A 20,592-nucleotide genomic window follows, 5' to 3' on the forward strand; every position below is an offset into this window, starting at 1 on the left:
ATGTTTAGTTAACGTTTGCGCGGCGGATTATATACCCTCAAGCGTGACTTTCCCATTGCCAGATCTTGCTCGGTGTCACTATTTTCGGTAGTGGCACATCCCATGATTCAATTGGTAATTTGGAGACATGTTGGCAATCGTGCGCTAGACCTATCGGCTTGGGTCCACGTTGGTGGTGAAACCACGGAGCTAAAGTGCGGTCGTAGTAGCCTCCCCCCATACCTAGGCGATGCCCCGTTGAGTCGAAACCGACCAGTGGGGTGAAGACTAAATCCAGTTGATGAACTGGCTTAATGAGGGATTGTTTTAGTTTGGGCTCTAAGATGCGGTATTGATTTAATACCATCTCAGTATCGGCTTGATAGTGAAGAAACAGTAAGTGCCCTTTAGAGAACGGGTGGATGACAGGCAAGTAAACCTGTTTGCCTTGTTGCCAAAGCCATTCAATTAAGGGAGTTGTGTCAATTTCACCATCAGCGCTTAGATATAAAGCAATATGATCCGCGTGCAGGATTTCAGGTAAGTTTGAAATCTGTTTGGCGAGTTGGCTGCCAGCTTGTTGCTGGAACTGAGGTGAAAGCTGTTGTCGCAGTTGGCGAATTTGCTGACGAAATTCTTGTCGAGAGAGATTCATGATATACCCGCTTTAGTTGGGGTATTGAAGGATACCCCAGAGTGCCGTCGGAGATTCTGACCCTTGAACCAGCTGGTTCAAGGCGGATCAGCAATGATGACCGTAGGCTTCTCGGTACGTGCCGAGCTTGCTCAATAGCCGTCAAGTACTAATCCTTTGGGATTGCTTATCGGCTCAGGGACGTAATCCCACTAACGTACACTCCAGGGTAAAACTGGACTTACATTGTACAGCACTCACTGCGATTAGTCAGTGGCTCTACAAGTAAAGATTTAAGATAAAGCTGACGGCTTTCCTGGCTGTACTTTACTTAGTGCATCATCTAATGATGCTGAGAGCTTTTCCATTCGCTCATTGAGTTGCTCGTGCAACTCTTGCTGTTGTTGGGTAGATGAATCACGAGCTTCCAAGTCATAACAGCAGTTCAGTGCCGCGATGGTCAGCAAATGCACCTCGTTGGTCACTTTGGTCTTGTCTGTCATATCTTTCAAACGATCATTTAGTCGTTTGGCGGCTTGAAGCAGCGCTTCTTCCTGACCCGCTGGGCAGTTAACTCTCGTCAACTTACCTAAAATTTCAACTTCTACCGCTTGGCTACTCATATCCACTCTACACTTTAATTAAGGTGACAATGCAGACCATCACCGAGGAGGAAACTATAGAAAAAGCCTTGTTAAGATTCAAGTCTTTCCCGTGCAACAAAGGCAAAACAAAGGGTAATGACACAGTAATTGGGCAAATTGTGTAAAAGGCGCTCATTATTAGCTTGTTGTTCATTTTCGCTTTTCCCTCAAAGTGGTAGGATTAAGCATTATTTAGCAAAACTAGGTTTACCCATGAGTAACATCTCTCTTCCTGATTACTTAACCTTCGCAAGCGAAATGCAATCTGCAGGCTTAGCGGTTAATCCTGCTGAGTTACACGGCTTATTAAGTGGGATGATCAGTGGTGGTTTGAGTCTGACTGACAAAAGCTGGCAGCCACTGATTTTTGATTACACCAATGAAGGTATGGGCTGGCCAGATAAAACGTTGACGCTTGCTCAACAAACGCTTGATGCCACGATCAAAGAGATGACAGGTACCGATATGGAGTTGTCTTTATTGCTACCGGATGAAGAAGCAAGTGCCAGCTTGTTTGATCTTGCAGATGGTCTAGCAGATTGGGTTAACCACTATATCTCTGGTTTAGGATTAGTGGCGACGGAATTTAAAAAAGCGTCAACTCAAGCGAAAGAAGCGTTAGGTGATCTTGAAGAGATCGCCAAGCTAGGCATTGATGAAGACGATGATCTACAAGAGCAAGCGGCTTTGCTAGAACAAGTGATTGAGCATGTAAAAGTTTGCGTGTTGACGATTCACGCTGAATTTGGACAAAAGCCTGTTCAGCCTCAATCTGCACCAACTATTCATTAAGTAGGTTGTTAAATGAAGCAGTTTGATGTGGTGATTGCTGGTGGAGCTATGGCGGGTATGACACTCGCACTCGCGCTTGATAGCTTGTCGCAAGGTAAGGTGAGTATCGCCATTGTTGAGCCTTTTCAAGTTGATCATCAGTCTCATCCAGGGTTTGATTCTCGCTCAATTGCACTCTCTTATGGAACTGTGCAAATTCTTAGCAAGCTTAATTTATGGCAAGATATTGCGCCGATTGCCACGGCGATTAAGCACATTCATGTCTCGGACCGTTTACATGCGGGAATGACAGATATCGACCATAAAGATCTTTCGACTGATGCATTGGGCTATGTGGTTGAGCTTGCCGATGTTGGTCGTGTCTACCATCAGAAAATTGCGCAGAGTGAATCGATTAGCTTGTTTTGTCCTGATTCTGTTAGCCAAATAGAACGCACTCAAACGCATAATGTGATTACACTTAACAGTGGACAACAACTGCACGGGAAATTGTTGGTTGCGGCTGATGGAGCCGTCTCGTCATGTTGTGATTTGCTTGGCATTGAACTGAAGCAGCACGACTTTGAACAAGTGGCAGTTATTGCCAATATTCGTACCCAACAAGCTCATCAAGGGCGCGCTTTTGAACGCTTTACGGAGCAAGGACCTGTCGCGTTGCTGCCGATGAGTGATGATCGTATGTCCTTGGTATGGTGTTTGCGCCCAGAATCAGCACAGCAGGTGCTTGAACTTGATGACCAAGCATTCTTATCTCAGTTACAAGAGGTATTTGGTTGGCGACTCGGGCAACTCACTCAGGTTGGTTCTCGTGCGAGTTACCCACTGTTGTTGCGTTATCGAGAGCACAATACCTCACATCGTTTTGCGATTGTGGGCAATGCCGCGCAAACACTTCACCCTATTGCTGGGCAAGGTTTCAATTTGGGTATTCGTGACGTTGCAAGCTTGGCTGAAGAGATTGCTGGCTCACTTGAGGATGTGGGGGCTTATTCTGTGTTGAGCGCATTTAAGCAACGTCGACAAGATGATCGCATCAATACGATAGCCATGACTTCATCGTTGGTACACTTGTTTTCTAATGACTATTTGTCGATGCGCATCGGACGAAATTTAGGTTTGGCTTTGATGGATAATATCCCAGCTCTGAAAACCCCATTGCTGCAACGAACACTCGGTTTAGTGGCGCGTTAGTGCCAAGAAGGATTAAGAAAAAATGATGCAAAGCGTTGATATTGCAATTGTTGGCGGAGGCATGGTTGGTCTTGCTTTCGCGGCGGCTTTGAAAGATAGCGAATTGCGAGTTGCGGTTATTGAGAGCCGCTCGCCAGAGATGGAGCTAACAGAACTGCCGGATGTTCGCGTATCAGCTTTAAGCCGTTCTAGCGAGACGATTTTGCGTAATCTTGGCGCATGGCAAGGCATTTTAGACCGCCGTGCTGCTGCCTATACAGCGATGGAAGTGTGGGAGCAAGATAGCTTCGCACGCATTGAGTTTGATGCACAGAAAGTCGCTCAGCCCGATTTAGGGCATATTGTTGAAAACCGTGTTATTCAACTCGCTTTGCTTGAACAGGTAGAAAAGCAGTCCAATGTGAGCTTATTTATGCCTGCTCAATGCCAAACCATGGCCATTGGCGAGAGTGAAGCCTGGCTCACCTTAGATAATGGGCAATCATTAACGGCTAAATTGGTCGTGGGAGCCGATGGCGCAAACTCTTGGGTTCGTCGTCAGCAAGATATTCCATTAACGCATTGGGATTATGGACACAGTGCGATTGTCGCCAATGTCTGGACACAAGATCCGCATCAGAAAGTTGCTCGCCAAATTTTCACACCACAAGGTCCATTGGCATTTTTACCAATGGGCGACAGCCAGATGAGCTCGATTGTTTGGTCGACAGAGCCAAGCCGTGCTGAGCAATTAGTGGCGATGGAGAAAGAGCAATTCAATCGAGCGCTAACGACAGAGTTTGATGCTCGTCTTGGTATGTGTGAAGTCGTTGGTGAGCGATTCGCCTTTCCTTTGAAGATGCGCTATGCACGAGATTTTGTGACCGAACGTGTGGCATTAGTTGGCGATGCCGCTCATACCATCCACCCTTTAGCTGGGCAAGGTGTTAACTTAGGTTTGCTTGATGCCGCAAGTTTGGCGCAAGAGGTTTTGGCTCTGTGGCAACAAGGTCAAGATATTGGCAGTAAGCGTAACTTGCGTGGTTATGAGCGTTGGCGTAAAGCCGAAGCCGCCAAAATGATCACTGCGATGCAAGGCTTTAAAGATTTGTTTGAAGGCAATAATCCGGCGAAGAAACTTATTCGTGGAATCGGTATGAAACTGGCGGGTCAGTTGCCAGGAGCCAAAGATGAGATTCTAAAGCGAGCGCTAGGTTTAAAAGGCAATTTACCTGATTTGGCTAAATACCCGCTTTCATCGACTCACCTATAACGGTAAAAGGGTTGGCAGTGGCCAACCCTTTTTGAATATTTGTTCAGGTTACGCGTACGCACAGCGTAGTTTCATGATTTCCTGATTCACTTCTTTAACGGCTTGAAAATGCCTTCGCTCTGCTCGTTCAGGTAAGATAAGTTTGCCATTATCAAATTCAAACTTACCGACACCATAGATATAAATTCGTCCTCTAAATAGCCGACTAATATGTTTAGCAATCATACTTGGTGTATAGCGCTTAAACAGTCTCATTGAATTATCCCTTATGTTTAGCAAGCACTGACGATTATACGAATTCCTCAGTTCAAAAAGTGTGACAGTAATGGGGGAATGTGCAGTTATTTGTAACACTTTGGATATTTGTGTTGCTGTGAGCAAATCTGCCGACACATGTCTAAATTCACGTGACTTTTACCTCATTATTGTTCTGAAGCTGGAACGTTCTTGAACTCCAGTCGCTATCGATTGAAACATGAGCATGTGACACAATTAAGAATAGTATAAGAAATAAATATGTCGTTAAATAAATGTAAAATTTGGGCAAAAAAAAGCCCGCTTACGGCGGGCGAATAGTCACAGATGCATTACACAAAAAGTAAAAGACCTGATTTTTTCAGGGATTTACTTTTTTACTGACAACACTTAGTTTGCTATCTGACCAACCTATATTGGGGGGTGGGTCTTATGATGATAACAATGTGTTAACAGTGGTATTAGAATAGTACATAAAATCGCACATGACTACTTATGCTTTTGTTGTGAATAAAAACATCACACTTGTCTTACCTGTTGGTGAGATTTGGATCGCGTAGTTGTGTTTGATTGGTGAAATCTAAGCGTTACATTACGTGATGTTTATCTGCATATGTTTGCAAAAATGGGTTGGCAAAGTTCAACCAGATCTGAGCTGCTCAGCGCGATGCCTGCCATGTTGTTGCCACTGCTAATGGTGATCTCGAATTCGTCTAAGATTTGATGATCAAAGATAATCGGCATCGGGTGTTTCAGCAGTAGCGGCGTGACCGTGCCAATTTGATACCCAGTGATGGTTTCTATTACAGATAAGTCGACACAAGTCATTCGTCGAGAATCCAAAACAGCGCGCACTTTTTTCGGGTCCACCGAAAGATTACCTGGCACACATGCCAAGGCATAGTTGTCCCCCATATCACGCAAAAGAATGGCTTTGACCATTTGTGATTGGCGAATCCCGCGCTGTTTTGCGGCATCTTCAATGCTTATTGCTGGCGTCTGATGTTGCAGCAGGCGGTAATTCACCTGCTGAAGATCAAGGTACTCGGTAAGCTTGGTTTTAAATGTGTTATTCGTCATCAAGTGAGTAAGGCAGTGGTTGTATCGACCAGATAGAGTCTGGTTGGCTTGATAAGCGGAGTTGTGTATCACTCTCAAGGTTATTAGGCAGTACCACTAAACCCATGGTCTCGCCGTCACTGAAGCGATAAGAGGCAATCAGTTTGCCAGCGCCGCGCCAGTTTTCACCGACAGCACGTTCAAGATCTAAATCCTCGTCTAGTTCATTGGCGGTGTGCCCTTTGACAATGAACATTGCGCGTTTATTAATGCCACGGTATTTAGCGCGAGCCACAGTTTCTTGGCCGGTATAGCAGCCTTTTTTAAAGCTGATCCCATCCAGAGCTTGCAGATTTAGAGCTTGAGGAATGTGCTCACATTGCTCATTTTGCTCGATGATCGGTAACGCGGCTTCAATATCAAATCGGCGCCATAAACTTTGCTCAACTTTTTCTGCAATCGAGTTATCGATAAAGGAGATCGCATGGCTTTGTTCAAGAACAAGTAGCCAACGTTGTTGGTCGATTTTGACTGCGCTGCCGCCTTCTATCGGGCGTACATCCCCACGCTCTGGGCTTAGTGAGTCAATTACAGCTTCTGCATCTTTACCAAACAAACCAAGCAAAACATCCTGACTTTGGGCAATCTCTACTTTAGAGAAAATCGCGTATTTTTTTATTTCCGCCAGTTGCTTTTCAATTAAAGATTTTGGTTCAAATAGCGCATAACCGTCATTGTGGTGGAACAGGCGGAAAACAGACCAGACTTTACCTTTGGCATCACAGTGAGCACCAAACGTTGAATCTGTTTTCTCTAATTGAACTACATCACAAGTCACTTGCCCTTGTAGATAAGACTTCGCATCATTGCCGACAAGTGTTACTACGCCCCAAGAACTTAAATGAGTGAGCATTAGATCGGGTAGCGTATCGCTAGAAGATAATGAGAGAGGGGCGAAATCGTTGGACCAATCCATAGTGTTTACCTTGGTTGTTTTGCTTTGAAATGGATATCAGTATCTTACGTCTTGTTCCTGCTTGGCTGCAATCAGAACAACTTTTATCTTAACTAAGTGGGTATGTTTAGCCCAAATTACAAGTTCAGTATGATGAATGCGATTCTACAAAAAGTGTGATGGTTATGTGAATGATATAGTGGTGGTCGAGGTGGTAGCTTGTTAAACTCGGGTAAAACCAATGTGTCAGGTGAGGAATGAGTATGTACACCGCAGAAGAAAAAGCGCGCATTCGATGGGCATGTCGACGTGGCATGTTAGAACTGGATGTCGTCATTATGCCGTTTTTTGAAGAGTGTTTTGATGCGCTAACCGAAACTGAGCAGCGTGATTTTGTTTCACTACTTGAGTGTGATGACCCTGATCTATTTTCTTGGGTAATGGGACATGGTCGTAGTGAAAATTTAAGCCACGCCTCTATGGTGGATAAAATTGTCGCTCATAACCTCAGCAAAGTCCGTTAAGCTTCATTTAAAACCCAGTTATTCTTCTCTACAGGTCAATGCCAGTTTACTGGTATTGACCTGTTGTTTTATAGCATTAAGCCAATTGCCTTTAGTGGTGACATTATACTTAGTGCTGTGGCTTATTAATCATGACTATCAGTATGGCTTACTTGCTCCCTGCTTGTTAGGGGAAGTGACGTTTTATCAAGATGGTCGAGTGCAACAAGGCGAACGCGTTATGTATTGCAAGCGAACCTTGTCGATATTGTCCGAGTTGGTTTTATTACTCAAACTCGATCAACATTGGTATTTGTTATGGCGAGATAGCGCCAATGACCAAGCGTATTGGCAATTGATGTTGCAATTAAAAAAGGAGCCTTAGGCTCCTTTTTATGTTTTTACTATTTCAGTTTTTCTGGTACTAAAATCGTTGGGCCACTATCTTCGGCTGGCTCTGGGTAATCCAACGTATAGTGCAAGCCACGGCTCTCTTTGCGCTCCATCGCGCAACGCACCATCAACTCAGCCACTTGTAGAAGGTTACGCAGTTCAAGCAAGTTGTTCGAGACACGGAATGTACTGTAGTACTCATGTGTTTCTTGTTGCAGCATCTGAATCCGGCGTAATGCACGCTCTAAGCGTTTATCCGTTCGAACAATGCCCATGTAATCCCACATAAATAGACGTAACTCATGCCAGTTATGTTGGATAATGACCTCTTCATCGCTGTTACTTACTTGGCTCTCATCCCAGCAAGGCAATGCTGGTGGAAGCTCCACGTTGTTAATGTTGGCAACAATATTTTGCGCAGCCGACCATGCATACACCACGCACTCTAATAGTGAATTTGATGCCATACGATTCGCGCCGTGCAAGCCGGTATAACTCACTTCACCAATCGCATAGAGGTTTTGTAGGTCGGTATGACCATCTTTATCAACCATCACACCGCCACACGTATAGTGAGCTGCGGGTACGACTGGGATAGGCTCTTTGGTCATGTCGATCCCCAAGTCCATCAAACGTGAATGGATGGTAGGGAAGTGTTTTTCGATGAAATCGGCTGGCTTATGACTGATATCCACATACATGCAATCTGCACCTAGGCGTTTCATTTCGAAGTCAATTGCACGTGCTACCACATCGCGTGGGGCAAGTTCAGCGCGCTCATCAAAATCAGGCATAAAGCGTGAACCGTCAGGACGGCGCAAATATGCCCCTTCACCACGCAGTGCTTCAGTAAGAAGGAAGTTACGCGCTTCTGGGTGATAGAGACAGGTTGGATGGAATTGGTTGAATTCAAGGTTAGCAACACGACAGCCTGCTCGCCAAGCAATGGCAATGCCGTCGCCTGAAGATACGTCTGGGTTCGAGGTGTATTGATACACTTTTGATGCGCCACCAGTTGCCAGAACGACAAACTTACTGCGAACGGTTTCTACATGCTCTTCGTTGCGGTTCCAGATGTAAGCACCAATCACCTTCTTACTGTCGCCACCAATTTTATCTTCAGTGATTAGGTCAAGTGCGTTATGACGCTCTAAAACAGTAATGTTAGGGTGGTTATGAACATTGTCTTGCAATGATGTCTGCATTGCCATACCAGTGGCATCGGCAGCGTGCAGGATCCGACGATGGCTATGACCACCTTCGCGAGTTAAATGATAACGTGGTGCTTCATCACTATCGTTCTCTTCGCGATCGAAAGGAACACCACCATCAATTAACCATTGAACACATTTCTTTGCGTTTTCAGCGATGAACTTAACCGTATCTTCTTCACAGATACCACCACCGGCAATCAGCGTATCTTCTACGTGAGAGTCGATACTGTCTGATTCATCAAATACAGCGGCGATGCCGCCCTGAGCGTAGTAGGTTGCCCCTTCACTGCGTGGTCCTTTACTTAACACAATGACTTTGCCATGTTCGGCAACACGCAAGGCTAACGATAGACCGGCAGCGCCACTACCTACCACTAACACATCACACTGATGTACACGGTTTGCGTTCATAAAGCTTTTACTTTCCTGAGTTCTCGTAGAGTGGTGTCACTCTATCCAATCCAACGGGTAACAATAATAACACTCCGTACACCGTAATTGTGTTTTATTGTCATTGCTTTTCGCTTACTTCGTCCTCACAATCTAGCAAAAGACGTTGTTGATTTATCACTTCATTAAGAAAAATTGAAAATTCTTTGAACTTTCAATTTTTTACTTGGTCACAATAGTGCTCAAGTAACCAGTGGTGTCAATACTACATTTTGCATAATTAATACTCATATCTATCTAGGTAAGGGTGTAAAACGATAGGAGTGAACGCTCGAATGAACGAGCAATTGACCGATCAAGTATTAATTGAGCGAGTTCAGAGTGGAGATAAGCAAGCTTTCAATTTATTAGTTTTGAGGTATCAAAACAAAGTCTGCAATCTTATTTCTCGTTACGTTAACAATCCAGGTGATGTGCCTGACGTAGCACAAGAAGCATTTATTAAAGCCTATCGAGCAATACCCAGCTTTCGAGGCGAGAGCGCATTTTATACTTGGTTGTATCGTATCGCTGTTAATACTGCAAAAAACCACATTGTGGCGCAAAATCGCCGCCCGCCAACGCAAGATGTGGACGCTGAAGACGCTGAATATTACGAAAATGGCAGTGCATTAAAAGAAATATCGAACCCTGAGAACTTAACGTTGTCCAAGGAATTGAAACAAGTTGTTTTCAGTGCGATAGAAGCACTACCAGATGATTTGAAAACTGCGATGACACTTCGTGAGCTTGATGGTTTGAGCTATGAAGAAATTGCCGCAGTCATGGATTGCCCAGTAGGAACGGTACGTTCGCGTATTTTCCGTGCACGAGAAGCGGTCGAGAAAAAGATTCAACCGCTTCTGCAACGCTAGTCGCAACTTAATGGTGAAGATAATGGCTGACAAAGAAAAACTTTCAGCACTCATGGATGGAGAATTGGTCGATAAGGCTTTGATCGTCGATCTAGAGCAAGACCAAGAAGGCCTAGATGCTTGGAAGAATTATCATTTAATTGGTGATGTTCTTCGAGGAGATACGCCAGCTAATCCGGAGTGGAATATTGCTGAAAGTGTTGCTTTAGCGTTAGAGAATGAACCGGCTCACACGCCGTTTAATATCGGTAACGTTACCGACATTAATGATGCTCGTATTGAATCACAACCGACACCGCAAGTGGCAAGAGGTTATTTACCGGCTTGGCTTCCACAATTTGGTCAGGTTGGTATCGCAGCCTGTGTTTCTTTGGCGGTGATATTGGGTGTCCAGCAATACGGTGAAAACCCGAACGCGGCAGCAGATCAATTGCCAGTGCTTCAAACGGTACCTTTTACCGGAAGTGCTGAGCCTGTGAGCTTAACTCGTGATAGTGTTGGGGCATCGGCTAAAAATGACCTCAATGTACAAGAACAGCGCCGTCGCATTAATGCGATGCTGCAAGATTATGAGCTACAGCTAAGACTCCATAGTGGAAACTCAGTTGAGCTGAACAACGATCCAGATACGGTAGTTGAATGAAAAAATTCCTGATCAGTGCGCTGACACTGTTCAGTTTGACTTCTCCAATAGCCTTTGCAGATGAAAAACCTGCAGAGGCTTTGTTGCATCAAATGAACGAAGCCAGTCAGCAACTTAATTTTGAACTGTCTTATATCCTGATTAAGAAAAACAGTATTGAACCTCTACTTTATCGCCATGCTCGCGAAGAGGAAGAGCAGTTTGCCCATTTGGTTTATCTGAGCGGACCAATCCGTGAGGTTATTCAGCGCGGCAATGAAATTAGCTATATAGAACCTGGTGTAGAGCCGTTCACCATCGAATCTGGTGATATGGTGGCTCCAACAATTCCATTGCTGAACTCTGATGTTACAGAGATTAGCCAATACTATGACTTTATTAAGGTTGGTCGAGCTAGAGAAGCTGGGGCGGCATGCCAAGTGATACGTGTTGTGCCGAAAGATGGTTTACGTTACAGCTATATTTTATGGGTAGATGAGAAAAGTAAATTACCGCTTCGTGCTGATTTGATCGACCGTGACGGTGAGGTACTAGAGCAGTATCGAGCCATTTCCTATAGTGTGAATGATCGCATCGCTCATATTTTGAGTGGCTTGAAAGATGTTAAATTGCCACAAGTCCTCTCATTGCCGAAAGGACAAGTGAACGAATCATTTTGGACGGTTGGTTGGTTACCAAGTGGCTTTGAAGCAAAAGATCTTAACCGTTATCGTATGGCGGTGACCGATCGTATGGTGGAAAGCCAGATGTATTCCGATGGGTTATTTAATTTCTCTATTTATGTTTCTCAACGCGACGAGCACTCTTTAAAAGGGCAAATTGTCCGACAAGGGCGCCGTACATTGCACACTATCGTGCGTGGGAATGCGGAGATCTCTGTTGTGGGTGATATTCCACCAGCTACCGCCAAGCGCATCGCTCAGTCTGTTACAATAAAGGCATCGCAAGAAAAGGCACCACAAGAGAAGTAAACTTATGATGACAGCATTGGCGACCGTATCTTCGGTTACCCCAAAATCATCAGGGTATGATGTCGAGTTGAGCTGTGAGCAACAAACCAGTTGCTCCAGTTGTTCATCGCAAAAAAGCTGTGGAACCGGCATTGTTTCAAAAGCGGTTGGGAGCAAAGTGCTCCACTGGCACTTGTTTACCGATCAGTCGCTGAAAACGGGACAAGTGGTTGAGATTGGTATGGCGGAAAAGAGCCTGCTGCAATCTGCCGCGATTGTTTATCTTACGCCACTATTTGCCCTTATCTTAGGTGCAGTTGTTGCACATCTCTGGGTTGCACCACTTTTAGGACTCGGAGAAGGTATCGTGATTCTTATTTCTGCGTTATTTGCAGTATCGGGAATTGCACTGGCAAAGCGCCTAGCCAGCAGGCTGGAGCAGCAATCATCGCAACAAGTCATCTTACTAAGAGTCTTGGGAGAACCTATCCGCTGAAATACTCAAGTGACTTGGGTATCAAAATTGGATAGAATCTGCCAACTTGATTGAAATGCCGTCAAACGACGGCTTTCTTATGTCCTATTTAAAAGAGTTTAGTCACCCCAAATCATGAAGCACATTCGTAACTTTTCGATTATCGCCCACATCGACCATGGTAAGTCGACCCTTTCAGACCGTCTAATCCAAGTATGTGGAGGATTGAGCGATCGTGAAATGGCAGCCCAAGTTCTTGACTCAATGGACCTGGAGCGTGAACGTGGTATCACCATTAAAGCGCAGAGTGTGACTCTTGATTACACTGCAAAAGACGGCGAAACATACCAACTTAACTTCATCGACACTCCTGGACACGTTGACTTCTCTTATGAAGTATCTCGCTCTCTAGCGGCGTGTGAAGGTGCATTGCTTGTTGTTGATGCAGGCCAGGGTGTAGAAGCTCAAACTCTTGCAAACTGTTACACCGCAATCGAAATGGATTTGGAAGTTGTGCCAATCCTAAACAAAATCGATTTGCCTGCGGCAGAACCTGAGCGCGTTGCTGAAGAGATTGAAGAAATCGTCGGCATCGATGCAATGGAAGCCACTCGCTGTAGTGCGAAAACGGGTCTCGGTGTTGATGATGTTCTAGAAAACATCGTCTCTGCTATCCCTGCACCAGAAGGCGATCCTGATGCGCCACTACAAGCTCTGATCATTGACTCATGGTTTGATAACTACCTTGGTGTCGTTTCATTGGTTCGTGTTAAAAACGGCTCAATCAAGAAAAACGACAAGATTAAAGTGATGAGCACGGGTCAGATTTGGGGTGTAGACCGCATTGGTATCTTCACGCCGAAGCAAGTTGATACTAACGGACTAAATACTGGCGAAGTGGGCTGGGTAGTGTGTGGTATCAAAGATATCCTAGGCGCACCAGTGGGTGATACGCTAACTCTGGCGAAAAATGGTTGTGAAACGGCACTACCAGGCTTTAAGAAAGTGAAGCCTCAGGTATACGCAGGTTTATTCCCAGTATCATCGGATGATTATGAAAACTTCCGTGACGCACTAGGTAAACTAAGCTTAAACGATGCGTCTCTTTTCTATGAGCCAGAAAGCTCAGCTGCACTTGGCTTTGGTTTCCGTTGTGGTTTCCTTGGCATGCTGCACATGGAAATTATTCAAGAACGTCTAGAGCGTGAATACGATCTTGACCTAATCACAACTGCACCAACGGTAGTTTACGAAGTTAAAAAGACCGATGGCACGATTCTGTATGTTGATAGCCCAGCAAAACTGCCGGCACTTAACGATATTGATGAAATGCGTGAGCCGATTGCTCGCTGTAATATTCTCGTACCCGCTGACTACTTAGGTAACGTGATTACCTTATGTGTTGAAAAACGCGGTATGCAAGTCGACATGGTTTACCACGGTAACCAAGTGGCTGTGACGTACGATATTCCAATGGCTGAAGTTGTATTGGACTTCTTTGACCGTTTGAAATCAACGTCACGCGGTTATGCATCACTTGATTACAATTTCCAGCGTTTTGAAATTTCAGACATGGTTCGTGTTGATGTGTTGCTAAACGGCGATAAAGTGGATGCATTGGCAATCATTACCCACAAAGACCAATCACAAAGCCGTGGTCGTTTGTTGGTTGAGAAGATGAAAGAATTCATCCCTCGCCAAATGTTTGATATCGCAATTCAAGCCGCGATTGGTAACCACATCATCGCGCGTTCTACCGTGAAACAGTTGCGTAAAAACGTAATCGCAAAATGTTACGGTGGTGATATCAGCCGTAAGAAGAAACTGTTGAAGAAACAGAAAGAAGGTAAGAAACGTATGAAGCAGATCGGTAACGTTGAACTGCCTCAAGAAGCCTTCCTAGCGATTCTTCATGTTGGTAAAGATTAATCAATTGGGCGTTTGCTCAGTAAGATAATTAAAGTAAGTGAAAGGGTTTCGGCTCTTTCACTTTCGCATTTTTGAAAGTAAGGGAAATCAATGGCGAATACTTTTTCACTTATCCTAGTTCTAGTTACTCTAGCAACTGGCGTTGTTTGGGTTCTTGAGAAGCTAGTATTTGCGAAGAAACGACAGCTAAAGCTCGCTGAAGTTGAAGCGCAGACGAATGGTTTAGATGCTGCCGCGATTGAAAAAGTCAAAGCTCAGCCATGGTGGGTGGAAAATAGCGTATCGATTTTCCCTGTGATTGCTTTTGTATTGGTGCTGCGCTCGTTTGTTTACGAACCGTTTCAAATTCCATCAGGCTCTATGATGCCAACCTTGTTGGTGGGTGATTTTATCCTAGTTGAGAAATACGCGTACGGTCTTAAAGACCCAGTATGGCGCACTCAATTAGTTGAAACGGGTAAGCCGGAGCGTGGTGATGTGGTGGTCTTTAAGTACCCACCTCAACCAAGCATTGACTACATTAAACGTGTGGTTGGTTTGCCTGGTGATACGGTTCACTACAGCCAAGATAAAGACATTTGCATTCAAAAAGCGGGTGAACGTGCATGCAAGCAAGTGAAGCTCTCTAATGTTGAAGAGAGTCCGTTTGTTCAAAATGGCGTACCAATGATCCAGATGGACGAAAAGCTGGGTCAACATGAACACCAAATTTTGGTCAATCCACTGCGTCGCGACCGTGTTGAGGCATACCAACCTCGTTCAGGTGTTAGCGAGTGGGTTGTTCCTAAAGGTCATTACTTTGTTATGGGTGACAACCGTGACAACAGTGCTGACAGTCGCTACTGGGGCTTTGTTCCAGAAGCTAATTTAGTCGGTAAAGCCGTGGGTATCTGGATAAGCTTTGAATTTGAGCGCAGTGACGACAGCATATTGCCGACTTGGATCCCAACTGGTGTGCGTTTTAACCGCATCGGTGGTATTAACTAACGAAATCGAGAGAGTATGAATTCTCCAATCGCATTACTAGAGAAAAAACTCGGCTACAGCTTTAACAATGCCGAGTTTATCAACCTAGCGCTGACTCACCGCAGCGCTAATGGTAAACACAATGAACGTCTTGAGTTTCTGGGCGATTCAATTTTAAGTTTTGTCATTGCTGATGATCTCTATCACCGTTTCCCAAAAGTAAACGAAGGTGATATGAGCCGTATGCGTGCAACGCTTGTGCGTGGTAACACATTGGCTGAGCTAGGGCGTGAATTCGTGCTAGGAGATTACTTAAAATTAGGTCCAGGTGAATTGAAAAGTGGCGGTTTCCGTCGTGACTCAATTCTAGCCGATGCTGTTGAAGCCATCATTGGTGCTATCTATTTAGATAGCGACATTGAAATGGTTCGCCGTGTTGTGCTGAGCTGGTACCAAACTCGCCTTGACGCAATTATGCCTGGTGTATCGCAGAAAGATCCAAAAACTCGCCTTCAAGAGTTCTTACAAGGTCGCAGAAAACCACTGCCTGCTTACACAGTGACTAATATTAAAGGTGAGGCACACAACCAAGAGTTTACTGTGTCATGTGAAGTTGCAGGTATCGGAACACCTGTGATCGGCAAAGGTACCAGTCGTCGCAAGGCAGAACAGGCGGCTGCGGAAACGGCATTAGAGCAATTGACCAATGGCTGATTCAGACAACAACGAATTTGATATCGATGCATATTTTGCATCGGGTGACACAAAGAAAGAAACGTCACCAGAGAACCAACACTGTGGCTTTATTGCCATTGTTGGTCGTCCTAACGTAGGTAAATCAACGTTACTGAACCGAATTTTGGGTCAGAAAATTTCGATCACCTCACGTAAACCACAAACCACGCGTCACCGCATCATGGGTGTGGATACCGAAGGTGATTACCAAGCGATTTACGTCGATACTCCGGGATTACACATCGAAGAGAAACGCGCCATCAACCGTTTGATGAACCGCGCGGCAAGCTCATCATTGAGTGATGTGAACCTAGTGTTCTTCCTCGTTGATGGTACGCACTGGACCAACGACGACGAGATGGTGCTTAATAAACTGCGTAACGCGAACTTCCCAGTTGTACTTTGTATCAACAAAGTTGACGTGGTGACAGATCGCAATGATGTGATGCTGCATATGGCAGATATATCGAAGTTAATGGACTTCGTTGATATTGTGCCAATCTCAGCGAAGCATGGTAAGAACATCGAAGTGCTGCGTAAGCACGTACGTGATCACTTACCTAAAGCAGTACACCACTTCCCGGAAGAGTACGTCACTGACCGCTCTCAGCGCTTTATGGCGTCTGAAATCGTTCGTGAAAAACTGATGCGTTTTACTGGTGAAGAACTGCCTTACTCGGTAACGGTTGAAATTGAACGTTTTGATTACAACCCAGAGACTGACGGTTTCCACATCAATGCGCTGATCTTAGTTGAACGTAGCGGTCAGAAGAAAATGGTGATCGGTAAAGGTGGCGAGAAGATCAAAACCATCGGTCGCGAAGCTCGTCTTGATATGGAAGAGCTGTTCGGTCGCAAGGTTTACCTAGAAACTTGGGTTAAAGTGAAATCGGGCTGGGCTGATGATGAACGAGCATTACGTTCTCTAGGTTACATCGACGATTTATAACTAGGTCAGGCGATACTGTTTCGCTCCGAGTTAGTTTTTAAAAGGAGCCGCAAGGCTCCTTTTTGCTATGGAAAACGTATAGAAACTATGTCTTCAGAAGGCTTACAGCGCTGTTTTGTACTTCACCGCCGACCTTACAGTGAATCGAGCCTAATTCTCGATGTATTCAGTGAGGAGTATGGTCGTGTCAGTATTATGTCGAAAGGTGCACGCAGTAAGCGTTCGAACCTGAAAGGGGCATTGCAGCCATTTACCCCTCTATTGCTCAAGTGGTCTGGCAATAGTTCGATGAAAACACTTCGCCAAGCTGAACCGATAAGCCTTGGCTTGCCACTCACTGGCATTTGTCTCTATTCCGCTATGTATGTTAATGAGCTTCTTGGGCGGGTATTAATGGGCGAAGTGCCAATGCCTGGGTTGTTTCATGATTACTTACAGGCATTAACTGAGTTAGCGCAAGCTGACAATCCCGAGCCCGCGTTAAGACGCTTCGAACTCGCACTTTTAGCTGCTTTAGGCTACGGTGTCGATTTTTTGCACTGCGCAGGTAGTGGAGAAACGATAGATCCTTCGATGACTTATCGTTATCGTGATCAGAAAGGGTTTATTGCATCGGTCAGGCTTGATAACCTCACCTTTAAGGGTGATGAACTGATCGCGATAAGCGAACGTAGATTTATAACCAAACAACAATTACAAGCCGCAAAGCGCTTTACTCGTATCGCGCTAAAACCTTACCTTGGCGGCAAACCATTAAAAAGTAGGGAACTCTTTATTTCAAGAATTCCCCGAGCACGGAGTATTAGAACATGAGCTCAATCTACCTAGGTGTTAACATCGACCATATCGCTACGCTACGCAATGCACGTGGTACTAAGTACCCAGATCCTGTGCATGCAGCTGAAATTGCAGAGCGAGCAGGTGCTGATGGCATTACCGTACACCTACGTGAAGACCGCCGTCATATTAAAGATCGTGATGTACGTATCCTACGTGAAACGCTACAAACGCGCATGAATCTAGAGATGGCAGTGACTGATGAAATGGTAGAGATCGCTTTAGAAACTCAACCAGAATACGTGTGCTTAGTCCCAGAAAAACGTGAAGAATTAACCACTGAAGGTGGTTTGGATGTCGTCGGTCACTTTGACAAAGTGAAAGCGGCGACTGAAAAACTAACGGCAGCGGGCATTAAAGTGTCACTCTTTATCGACGCAGATCGCGCGCAAATTGATGCGGCAAAAGCATGTGGTGCTCCATTTATCGAGCTACACACAGGTCACTACGCTGATGCAACTGTAGAAGCAGAGCAGCAAGCGGAATTGAAAAAAATTGCAGCAGGCGCAAGCTACGCAGCCGGTTTGGGTATCATGGTCAATGCTGGTCACGGTTTGACTTACCATAACGTTGCGGCGATTGCGGCAATTCCTGAATTCTACGAGCTAAACATTGGCCACTCTATCATTGGTCGTGCAGCGTTTGACGGCTTAGAAAAAGCGGTTAAAGAGATGAAAGCACTAATGGTTGAAGCTCGTAAATAAGTAATGGCAATTGTCGGCTTAGGAACAGATATTGCTGAAATTGAGCGAGTGGAGAAAGCACTCGCTCGAACGGGTGTCGCGTTTGCGAATCGAATTTTGACGGCTTCTGAGATGGAAAAATTCCATCAAACTAAGCAGCAAGGGCGATTCTTAGCCAAGCGATTCGCCGCCAAAGAAGCGGCTTCTAAAGCTTTGGGGACGGGAATTGCGATGGGGGTTTCCTTCCACGATTTCACCATTGGTAACGATGCTTTGGGTAAGCCCACTTTGACTTTAACGGGCAAAGCGCTAGAGATAGCGACGAGTTTGCATATCGCTAACTGCCACATATCCCTTTCCGACGAGCGGCACTACGCCGTAGCAACGGTAATTCTTGAAAACTAAGCGGCTGATAGCCGCTTTTTTTGTGCCTGGCTTTTGTTTTTTGCTACTGATTGCACCGAGTTATATCGTTTGTTGTTATGATTAATATTAATAATGGTAAAAATAACGATAATTCTGAAAGTTAAGTGCTAAGGATGGCAGGAGATGTTTAAGCTAAATCAGTCCTTCCTTTTACACTGCTTAGCCATTATCGGTGTAAGTAGTTTTAGCGCCAACAGCTTGGCTGTTGATTGGGCGGTATCAGGTTTTGGGACTTTGGGTTATACCTACGAAAATGACAACGAGCTTGCTTATCGTCGTGATAGCAGCCACGTAAGTGAGATTGGTAGAAATGGATCCTTTGCCAGTGATTCTAGGCTTGGGTTGCAATTAGATGCGAGTTTTAATCGCCAATGGTCTCTAACCACGCAATTACTTCTGGATGATAGTGTTGAGCACGATATCGAAGAAATTGCCGAGTTAGCCTTTATTCGTTATGAGCCCAATGCCAATTGGAGCTTTCGCGTCGGACGTGTAGGTGTTAGCGCTTATGCAGCATCAGACAGCCGTTATATTGATTACGCTCATCTTTGGGTTCGCCCTCCGCAAGAACTCTATAGTGGCATTGCATTTAATACCTTAGATGGTGTGGGTGCGAGTTACTATTCAAACCACCCTGACTTTAATTGGTCAGTAAATTTAGAGTATGGGCAAAGTCGTCAAGTTGGTGAGCTACCAACGAGCCAAGAAAACTATCGTACCAAACTCGATGATGTGGTGAGTGTCTCTTTTGAAGTGGATCAACAATCATGGCACTGGCAGCTCTCCTATGCCCAAGTCGGATCGCTTTCTGTTCAACATGGCGCTTCTATTGAGGCGTTGCAAAATCAACTGACTCAGCTCGCCAGTGCTAATGTGCCGCAGGTGAGTTCTGATGCTGCTGCTCTCTCTCAAGCACTTTCTGTCTCGCAAGTGAGTGGGCACTATCTACAAGCGGCTGTGACCTACTTTGATGGCGACTGGACACTGCAATCGGAGTTGTTCCAAATTCGCACGGGAAAAGAAAGTGTTCCTCAAGGCTACGGCGGATACGCCTTGGTGGGAAAAGCGTTTGACAAGCTCACGCCATACATTATTTATGGTCAGTTTAAGTCTTCAACCTCTCCGCACTCGTTTCCCGCCAACAATGCTTGGGCGCCTTTATTGAATGCCGGAGTATTAGGTGTCAATGCTGTTCGTATTGACCAATCAACCTATTCACTTGGTGTTCGTTGGGACATCTCGCCTCAAGTGGCTATCAAAGCTCAACTTGATCATGTCGAAATTGATGAAAACGGCTATGGCTTATGGGTCACATCGCTTTCAGATATTGGGCAAGCCAACGATGTGCAGCTATATAGCCTGCACTTGAACTTTGTTTTTTAGGGGAGGTGCTAAATGAAGTATGTTTGCCTCCTGATATTATTAATTTCACAGTCAGCTTATGCCGACTTTTTCATTGTCGTTAACCAAGAGAGCAAAGTCCCAAGCTTAAAAATTGAAGATATAACGGACCTCTATTTAGGTCGAAAGAAGGTGCTTGGTTCGGTATATATCGATCAAGTGCTTGATCGAACGGGAGAAGAGCGGGCGCGTTTTTTTGCTAAAGTGGCGCAGATGAGGATCAGTCAAGTGAACGCTTATTGGGCGAGACTGAAGTTTTCCGGAAGTATGAGAGCACCAGAAAGAATTTCATCGACACAGGTGTTAATTAATAAACTACGTCAAAATCCACAGGCTATTGGTTATATGGTTGAGCCGCCGCCAATAGATTCTGGGGTTAAGGTAGCCTTAAAAATAGATGAATAAATTACGTTCAAATTCGCT

The 20,592-nt window shown here is 45.1% G+C and carries 24 protein-coding genes and 1 other RNA gene; 18 read left to right on the forward strand and 7 right to left on the reverse strand.

The genetic code is table 11. The features are described 5' to 3' along the window. Nucleotides 1-37: 37 nt before the first annotated feature. The 3 genes from H2O73_RS15935 to zapA form a co-directional block, all read right to left on the reverse strand. Entirely contained in the window at nt 38-634 is a 597-nt protein-coding gene (locus H2O73_RS15935) for a 5-formyltetrahydrofolate cyclo-ligase (protein WP_182109921.1), read from the reverse strand. A 29-nt stretch (nt 635-663) separates the two neighbouring features. Continuing rightward, a non-coding RNA gene (ssrS, locus tag H2O73_RS15940) (6S RNA) lies at nt 664-847 on the reverse strand. A 59-nt stretch (nt 848-906) separates the two neighbouring features. Beyond that, nucleotides 907-1,236 (reverse strand): cell division protein ZapA, encoded by a 330-nt coding sequence (gene zapA, locus H2O73_RS15945; protein ID WP_182109922.1) that lies wholly within the window; start codon nt 1,234-1,236, stop codon nt 907-909. Between the two features lie 234 nt (nt 1,237-1,470). Between zapA and H2O73_RS15950 the strand changes: the two genes are divergently transcribed. The 3 genes from H2O73_RS15950 to H2O73_RS15960 are packed head-to-tail and all read left to right on the forward strand — an operon-like array spanning nt 1,471 to nt 4,492. Further along, nucleotides 1,471-2,049 (forward strand): YecA/YgfB family protein, encoded by a 579-nt coding sequence (locus tag H2O73_RS15950; protein WP_182109923.1) that lies wholly within the window; start codon nt 1,471-1,473, stop codon nt 2,047-2,049. Between the two features lie 12 nt (nt 2,050-2,061). Beyond that, the gene (gene ubiH, locus H2O73_RS15955; RefSeq protein ID WP_182109924.1) at nt 2,062-3,240 is read left to right on the forward strand and encodes a 2-octaprenyl-6-methoxyphenyl hydroxylase; all 1,179 of its coding nucleotides are present in this window, start codon (nt 2,062-2,064) and stop codon (nt 3,238-3,240) included. 22 nt (nt 3,241-3,262) lie between these two features. Then, on the forward strand, nt 3,263-4,492 hold the full coding sequence (locus H2O73_RS15960; protein ID WP_182109925.1) for an FAD-dependent 2-octaprenylphenol hydroxylase: 1,230 nt from the start codon (nt 3,263-3,265) through the stop codon (nt 4,490-4,492). A gap of 48 nt (nt 4,493-4,540) precedes the next feature. On the opposite strand, the gene H2O73_RS15965 is transcribed toward H2O73_RS15960, so the two are convergent. The 3 genes from H2O73_RS15965 to ygfZ form a co-directional block, all read right to left on the reverse strand. Next, nucleotides 4,541-4,747, reverse strand: coding sequence for a DUF1107 domain-containing protein (locus H2O73_RS15965; RefSeq protein WP_182109926.1), 207 nt, complete (start codon nt 4,745-4,747; stop codon nt 4,541-4,543). A 603-nt stretch (nt 4,748-5,350) separates the two neighbouring features. After that, the gene (locus H2O73_RS15970; protein ID WP_182109927.1) at nt 5,351-5,827 is read right to left on the reverse strand and encodes an aminoacyl-tRNA deacylase; all 477 of its coding nucleotides are present in this window, start codon (nt 5,825-5,827) and stop codon (nt 5,351-5,353) included. After that, nucleotides 5,817-6,782, reverse strand: coding sequence for a tRNA-modifying protein YgfZ (gene ygfZ / locus H2O73_RS15975; protein ID WP_182109928.1), 966 nt, complete (start codon nt 6,780-6,782; stop codon nt 5,817-5,819). The genes H2O73_RS15970 and ygfZ overlap by 11 nt, the downstream gene beginning before the upstream one ends. Nucleotides 6,783-7,024: 242 nt before the next feature. On the opposite strand from ygfZ, the gene H2O73_RS15980 reads away from it, so the two are divergent. Together H2O73_RS15980 and H2O73_RS15985 are read left to right on the forward strand one after the other, a co-directional pair. Beyond that, nucleotides 7,025-7,285: an FAD assembly factor SdhE gene (locus H2O73_RS15980; protein WP_182109929.1), complete on the forward strand. Its 261-nt coding sequence runs from the start codon at nt 7,025-7,027 to the stop codon at nt 7,283-7,285. Next, entirely contained in the window at nt 7,254-7,649 is a 396-nt protein-coding gene (locus H2O73_RS15985; protein WP_246335952.1) for a hypothetical protein, read from the forward strand. The genes H2O73_RS15980 and H2O73_RS15985 overlap by 32 nt, the downstream gene beginning before the upstream one ends. Before the next feature lie 19 nt (nt 7,650-7,668). Here H2O73_RS15985 and nadB read toward each other — a convergent pair whose 3' ends face one another. Next, entirely contained in the window at nt 7,669-9,282 is a 1,614-nt protein-coding gene (nadB, locus tag H2O73_RS15990) for an L-aspartate oxidase (protein ID WP_182109930.1), read from the reverse strand. 314 nt (nt 9,283-9,596) lie between these two features. On the opposite strand from nadB, the gene rpoE reads away from it, so the two are divergent. From rpoE to H2O73_RS16055, 13 genes are all read left to right on the forward strand, one after another. Further along, nucleotides 9,597-10,175, forward strand: a complete 579-nt coding sequence (gene rpoE, locus H2O73_RS15995; protein WP_182109931.1) for an RNA polymerase sigma factor RpoE — start codon at nt 9,597-9,599, stop codon at nt 10,173-10,175. A 22-nt stretch (nt 10,176-10,197) separates the two neighbouring features. Further along, nucleotides 10,198-10,818, forward strand: coding sequence for a sigma-E factor negative regulatory protein (locus tag H2O73_RS16000; protein WP_182109932.1), 621 nt, complete (start codon nt 10,198-10,200; stop codon nt 10,816-10,818). Beyond that, the gene (gene rseB / locus H2O73_RS16005) at nt 10,815-11,789 is read left to right on the forward strand and encodes a sigma-E factor regulatory protein RseB (RefSeq protein ID WP_182109933.1); all 975 of its coding nucleotides are present in this window, start codon (nt 10,815-10,817) and stop codon (nt 11,787-11,789) included. Before H2O73_RS16000 ends, rseB begins: the two co-directional genes overlap by 4 nt. Nucleotides 11,790-11,793: 4 nt before the next feature. Then, nucleotides 11,794-12,264, forward strand: a complete 471-nt coding sequence (locus H2O73_RS16010; RefSeq protein ID WP_182109934.1) for a SoxR reducing system RseC family protein — start codon at nt 11,794-11,796, stop codon at nt 12,262-12,264. Nucleotides 12,265-12,378: 114 nt separating this feature from the next. Then, nucleotides 12,379-14,172 carry a translation elongation factor 4 gene (gene lepA / locus H2O73_RS16015; protein WP_182109935.1) on the forward strand — a complete coding sequence of 598 codons (1,794 nt, stop codon included), beginning with the start codon at nt 12,379-12,381 and terminating at the stop codon, nt 14,170-14,172. Between the two features lie 90 nt (nt 14,173-14,262). Then, nucleotides 14,263-15,159, forward strand: coding sequence for a signal peptidase I (lepB, locus tag H2O73_RS16020; protein WP_182109936.1), 897 nt, complete (start codon nt 14,263-14,265; stop codon nt 15,157-15,159). Between the two features lie 15 nt (nt 15,160-15,174). Next, entirely contained in the window at nt 15,175-15,852 is a 678-nt protein-coding gene (gene rnc / locus H2O73_RS16025; protein ID WP_182109937.1) for a ribonuclease III, read from the forward strand. Beyond that, nucleotides 15,845-16,822: a GTPase Era gene (gene era, locus H2O73_RS16030; RefSeq protein WP_182109938.1), complete on the forward strand. Its 978-nt coding sequence runs from the start codon at nt 15,845-15,847 to the stop codon at nt 16,820-16,822. Before rnc ends, era begins: the two co-directional genes overlap by 8 nt. An 87-nt stretch (nt 16,823-16,909) precedes the next feature. Then, on the forward strand, nt 16,910-17,635 hold the full coding sequence (recO, locus tag H2O73_RS16035; protein ID WP_182109939.1) for a DNA repair protein RecO: 726 nt from the start codon (nt 16,910-16,912) through the stop codon (nt 17,633-17,635). After that, nucleotides 17,632-18,363, forward strand: coding sequence for a pyridoxine 5'-phosphate synthase (pdxJ, locus tag H2O73_RS16040; protein ID WP_182109940.1), 732 nt, complete (start codon nt 17,632-17,634; stop codon nt 18,361-18,363). The genes recO and pdxJ overlap by 4 nt, the downstream gene beginning before the upstream one ends. A 3-nt stretch (nt 18,364-18,366) precedes the next feature. After that, nucleotides 18,367-18,747, forward strand: a complete 381-nt coding sequence (gene acpS / locus H2O73_RS16045) for a holo-ACP synthase (protein WP_182109941.1) — start codon at nt 18,367-18,369, stop codon at nt 18,745-18,747. 144 nt (nt 18,748-18,891) lie between these two features. Then, entirely contained in the window at nt 18,892-20,151 is a 1,260-nt protein-coding gene (locus H2O73_RS16050) for a hypothetical protein (protein WP_182109942.1), read from the forward strand. Nucleotides 20,152-20,163: 12 nt separating this feature from the next. Then, nucleotides 20,164-20,574 carry a hypothetical protein gene (locus H2O73_RS16055; RefSeq protein ID WP_182109943.1) on the forward strand — a complete coding sequence of 137 codons (411 nt, stop codon included), beginning with the start codon at nt 20,164-20,166 and terminating at the stop codon, nt 20,572-20,574. Nucleotides 20,575-20,592 lie beyond the last annotated feature (18 nt).

The organism is Vibrio marinisediminis, from assembly GCF_014050145.1.
GTDB lineage: Bacteria > Pseudomonadota > Gammaproteobacteria > Enterobacterales > Vibrionaceae > Vibrio > Vibrio marinisediminis.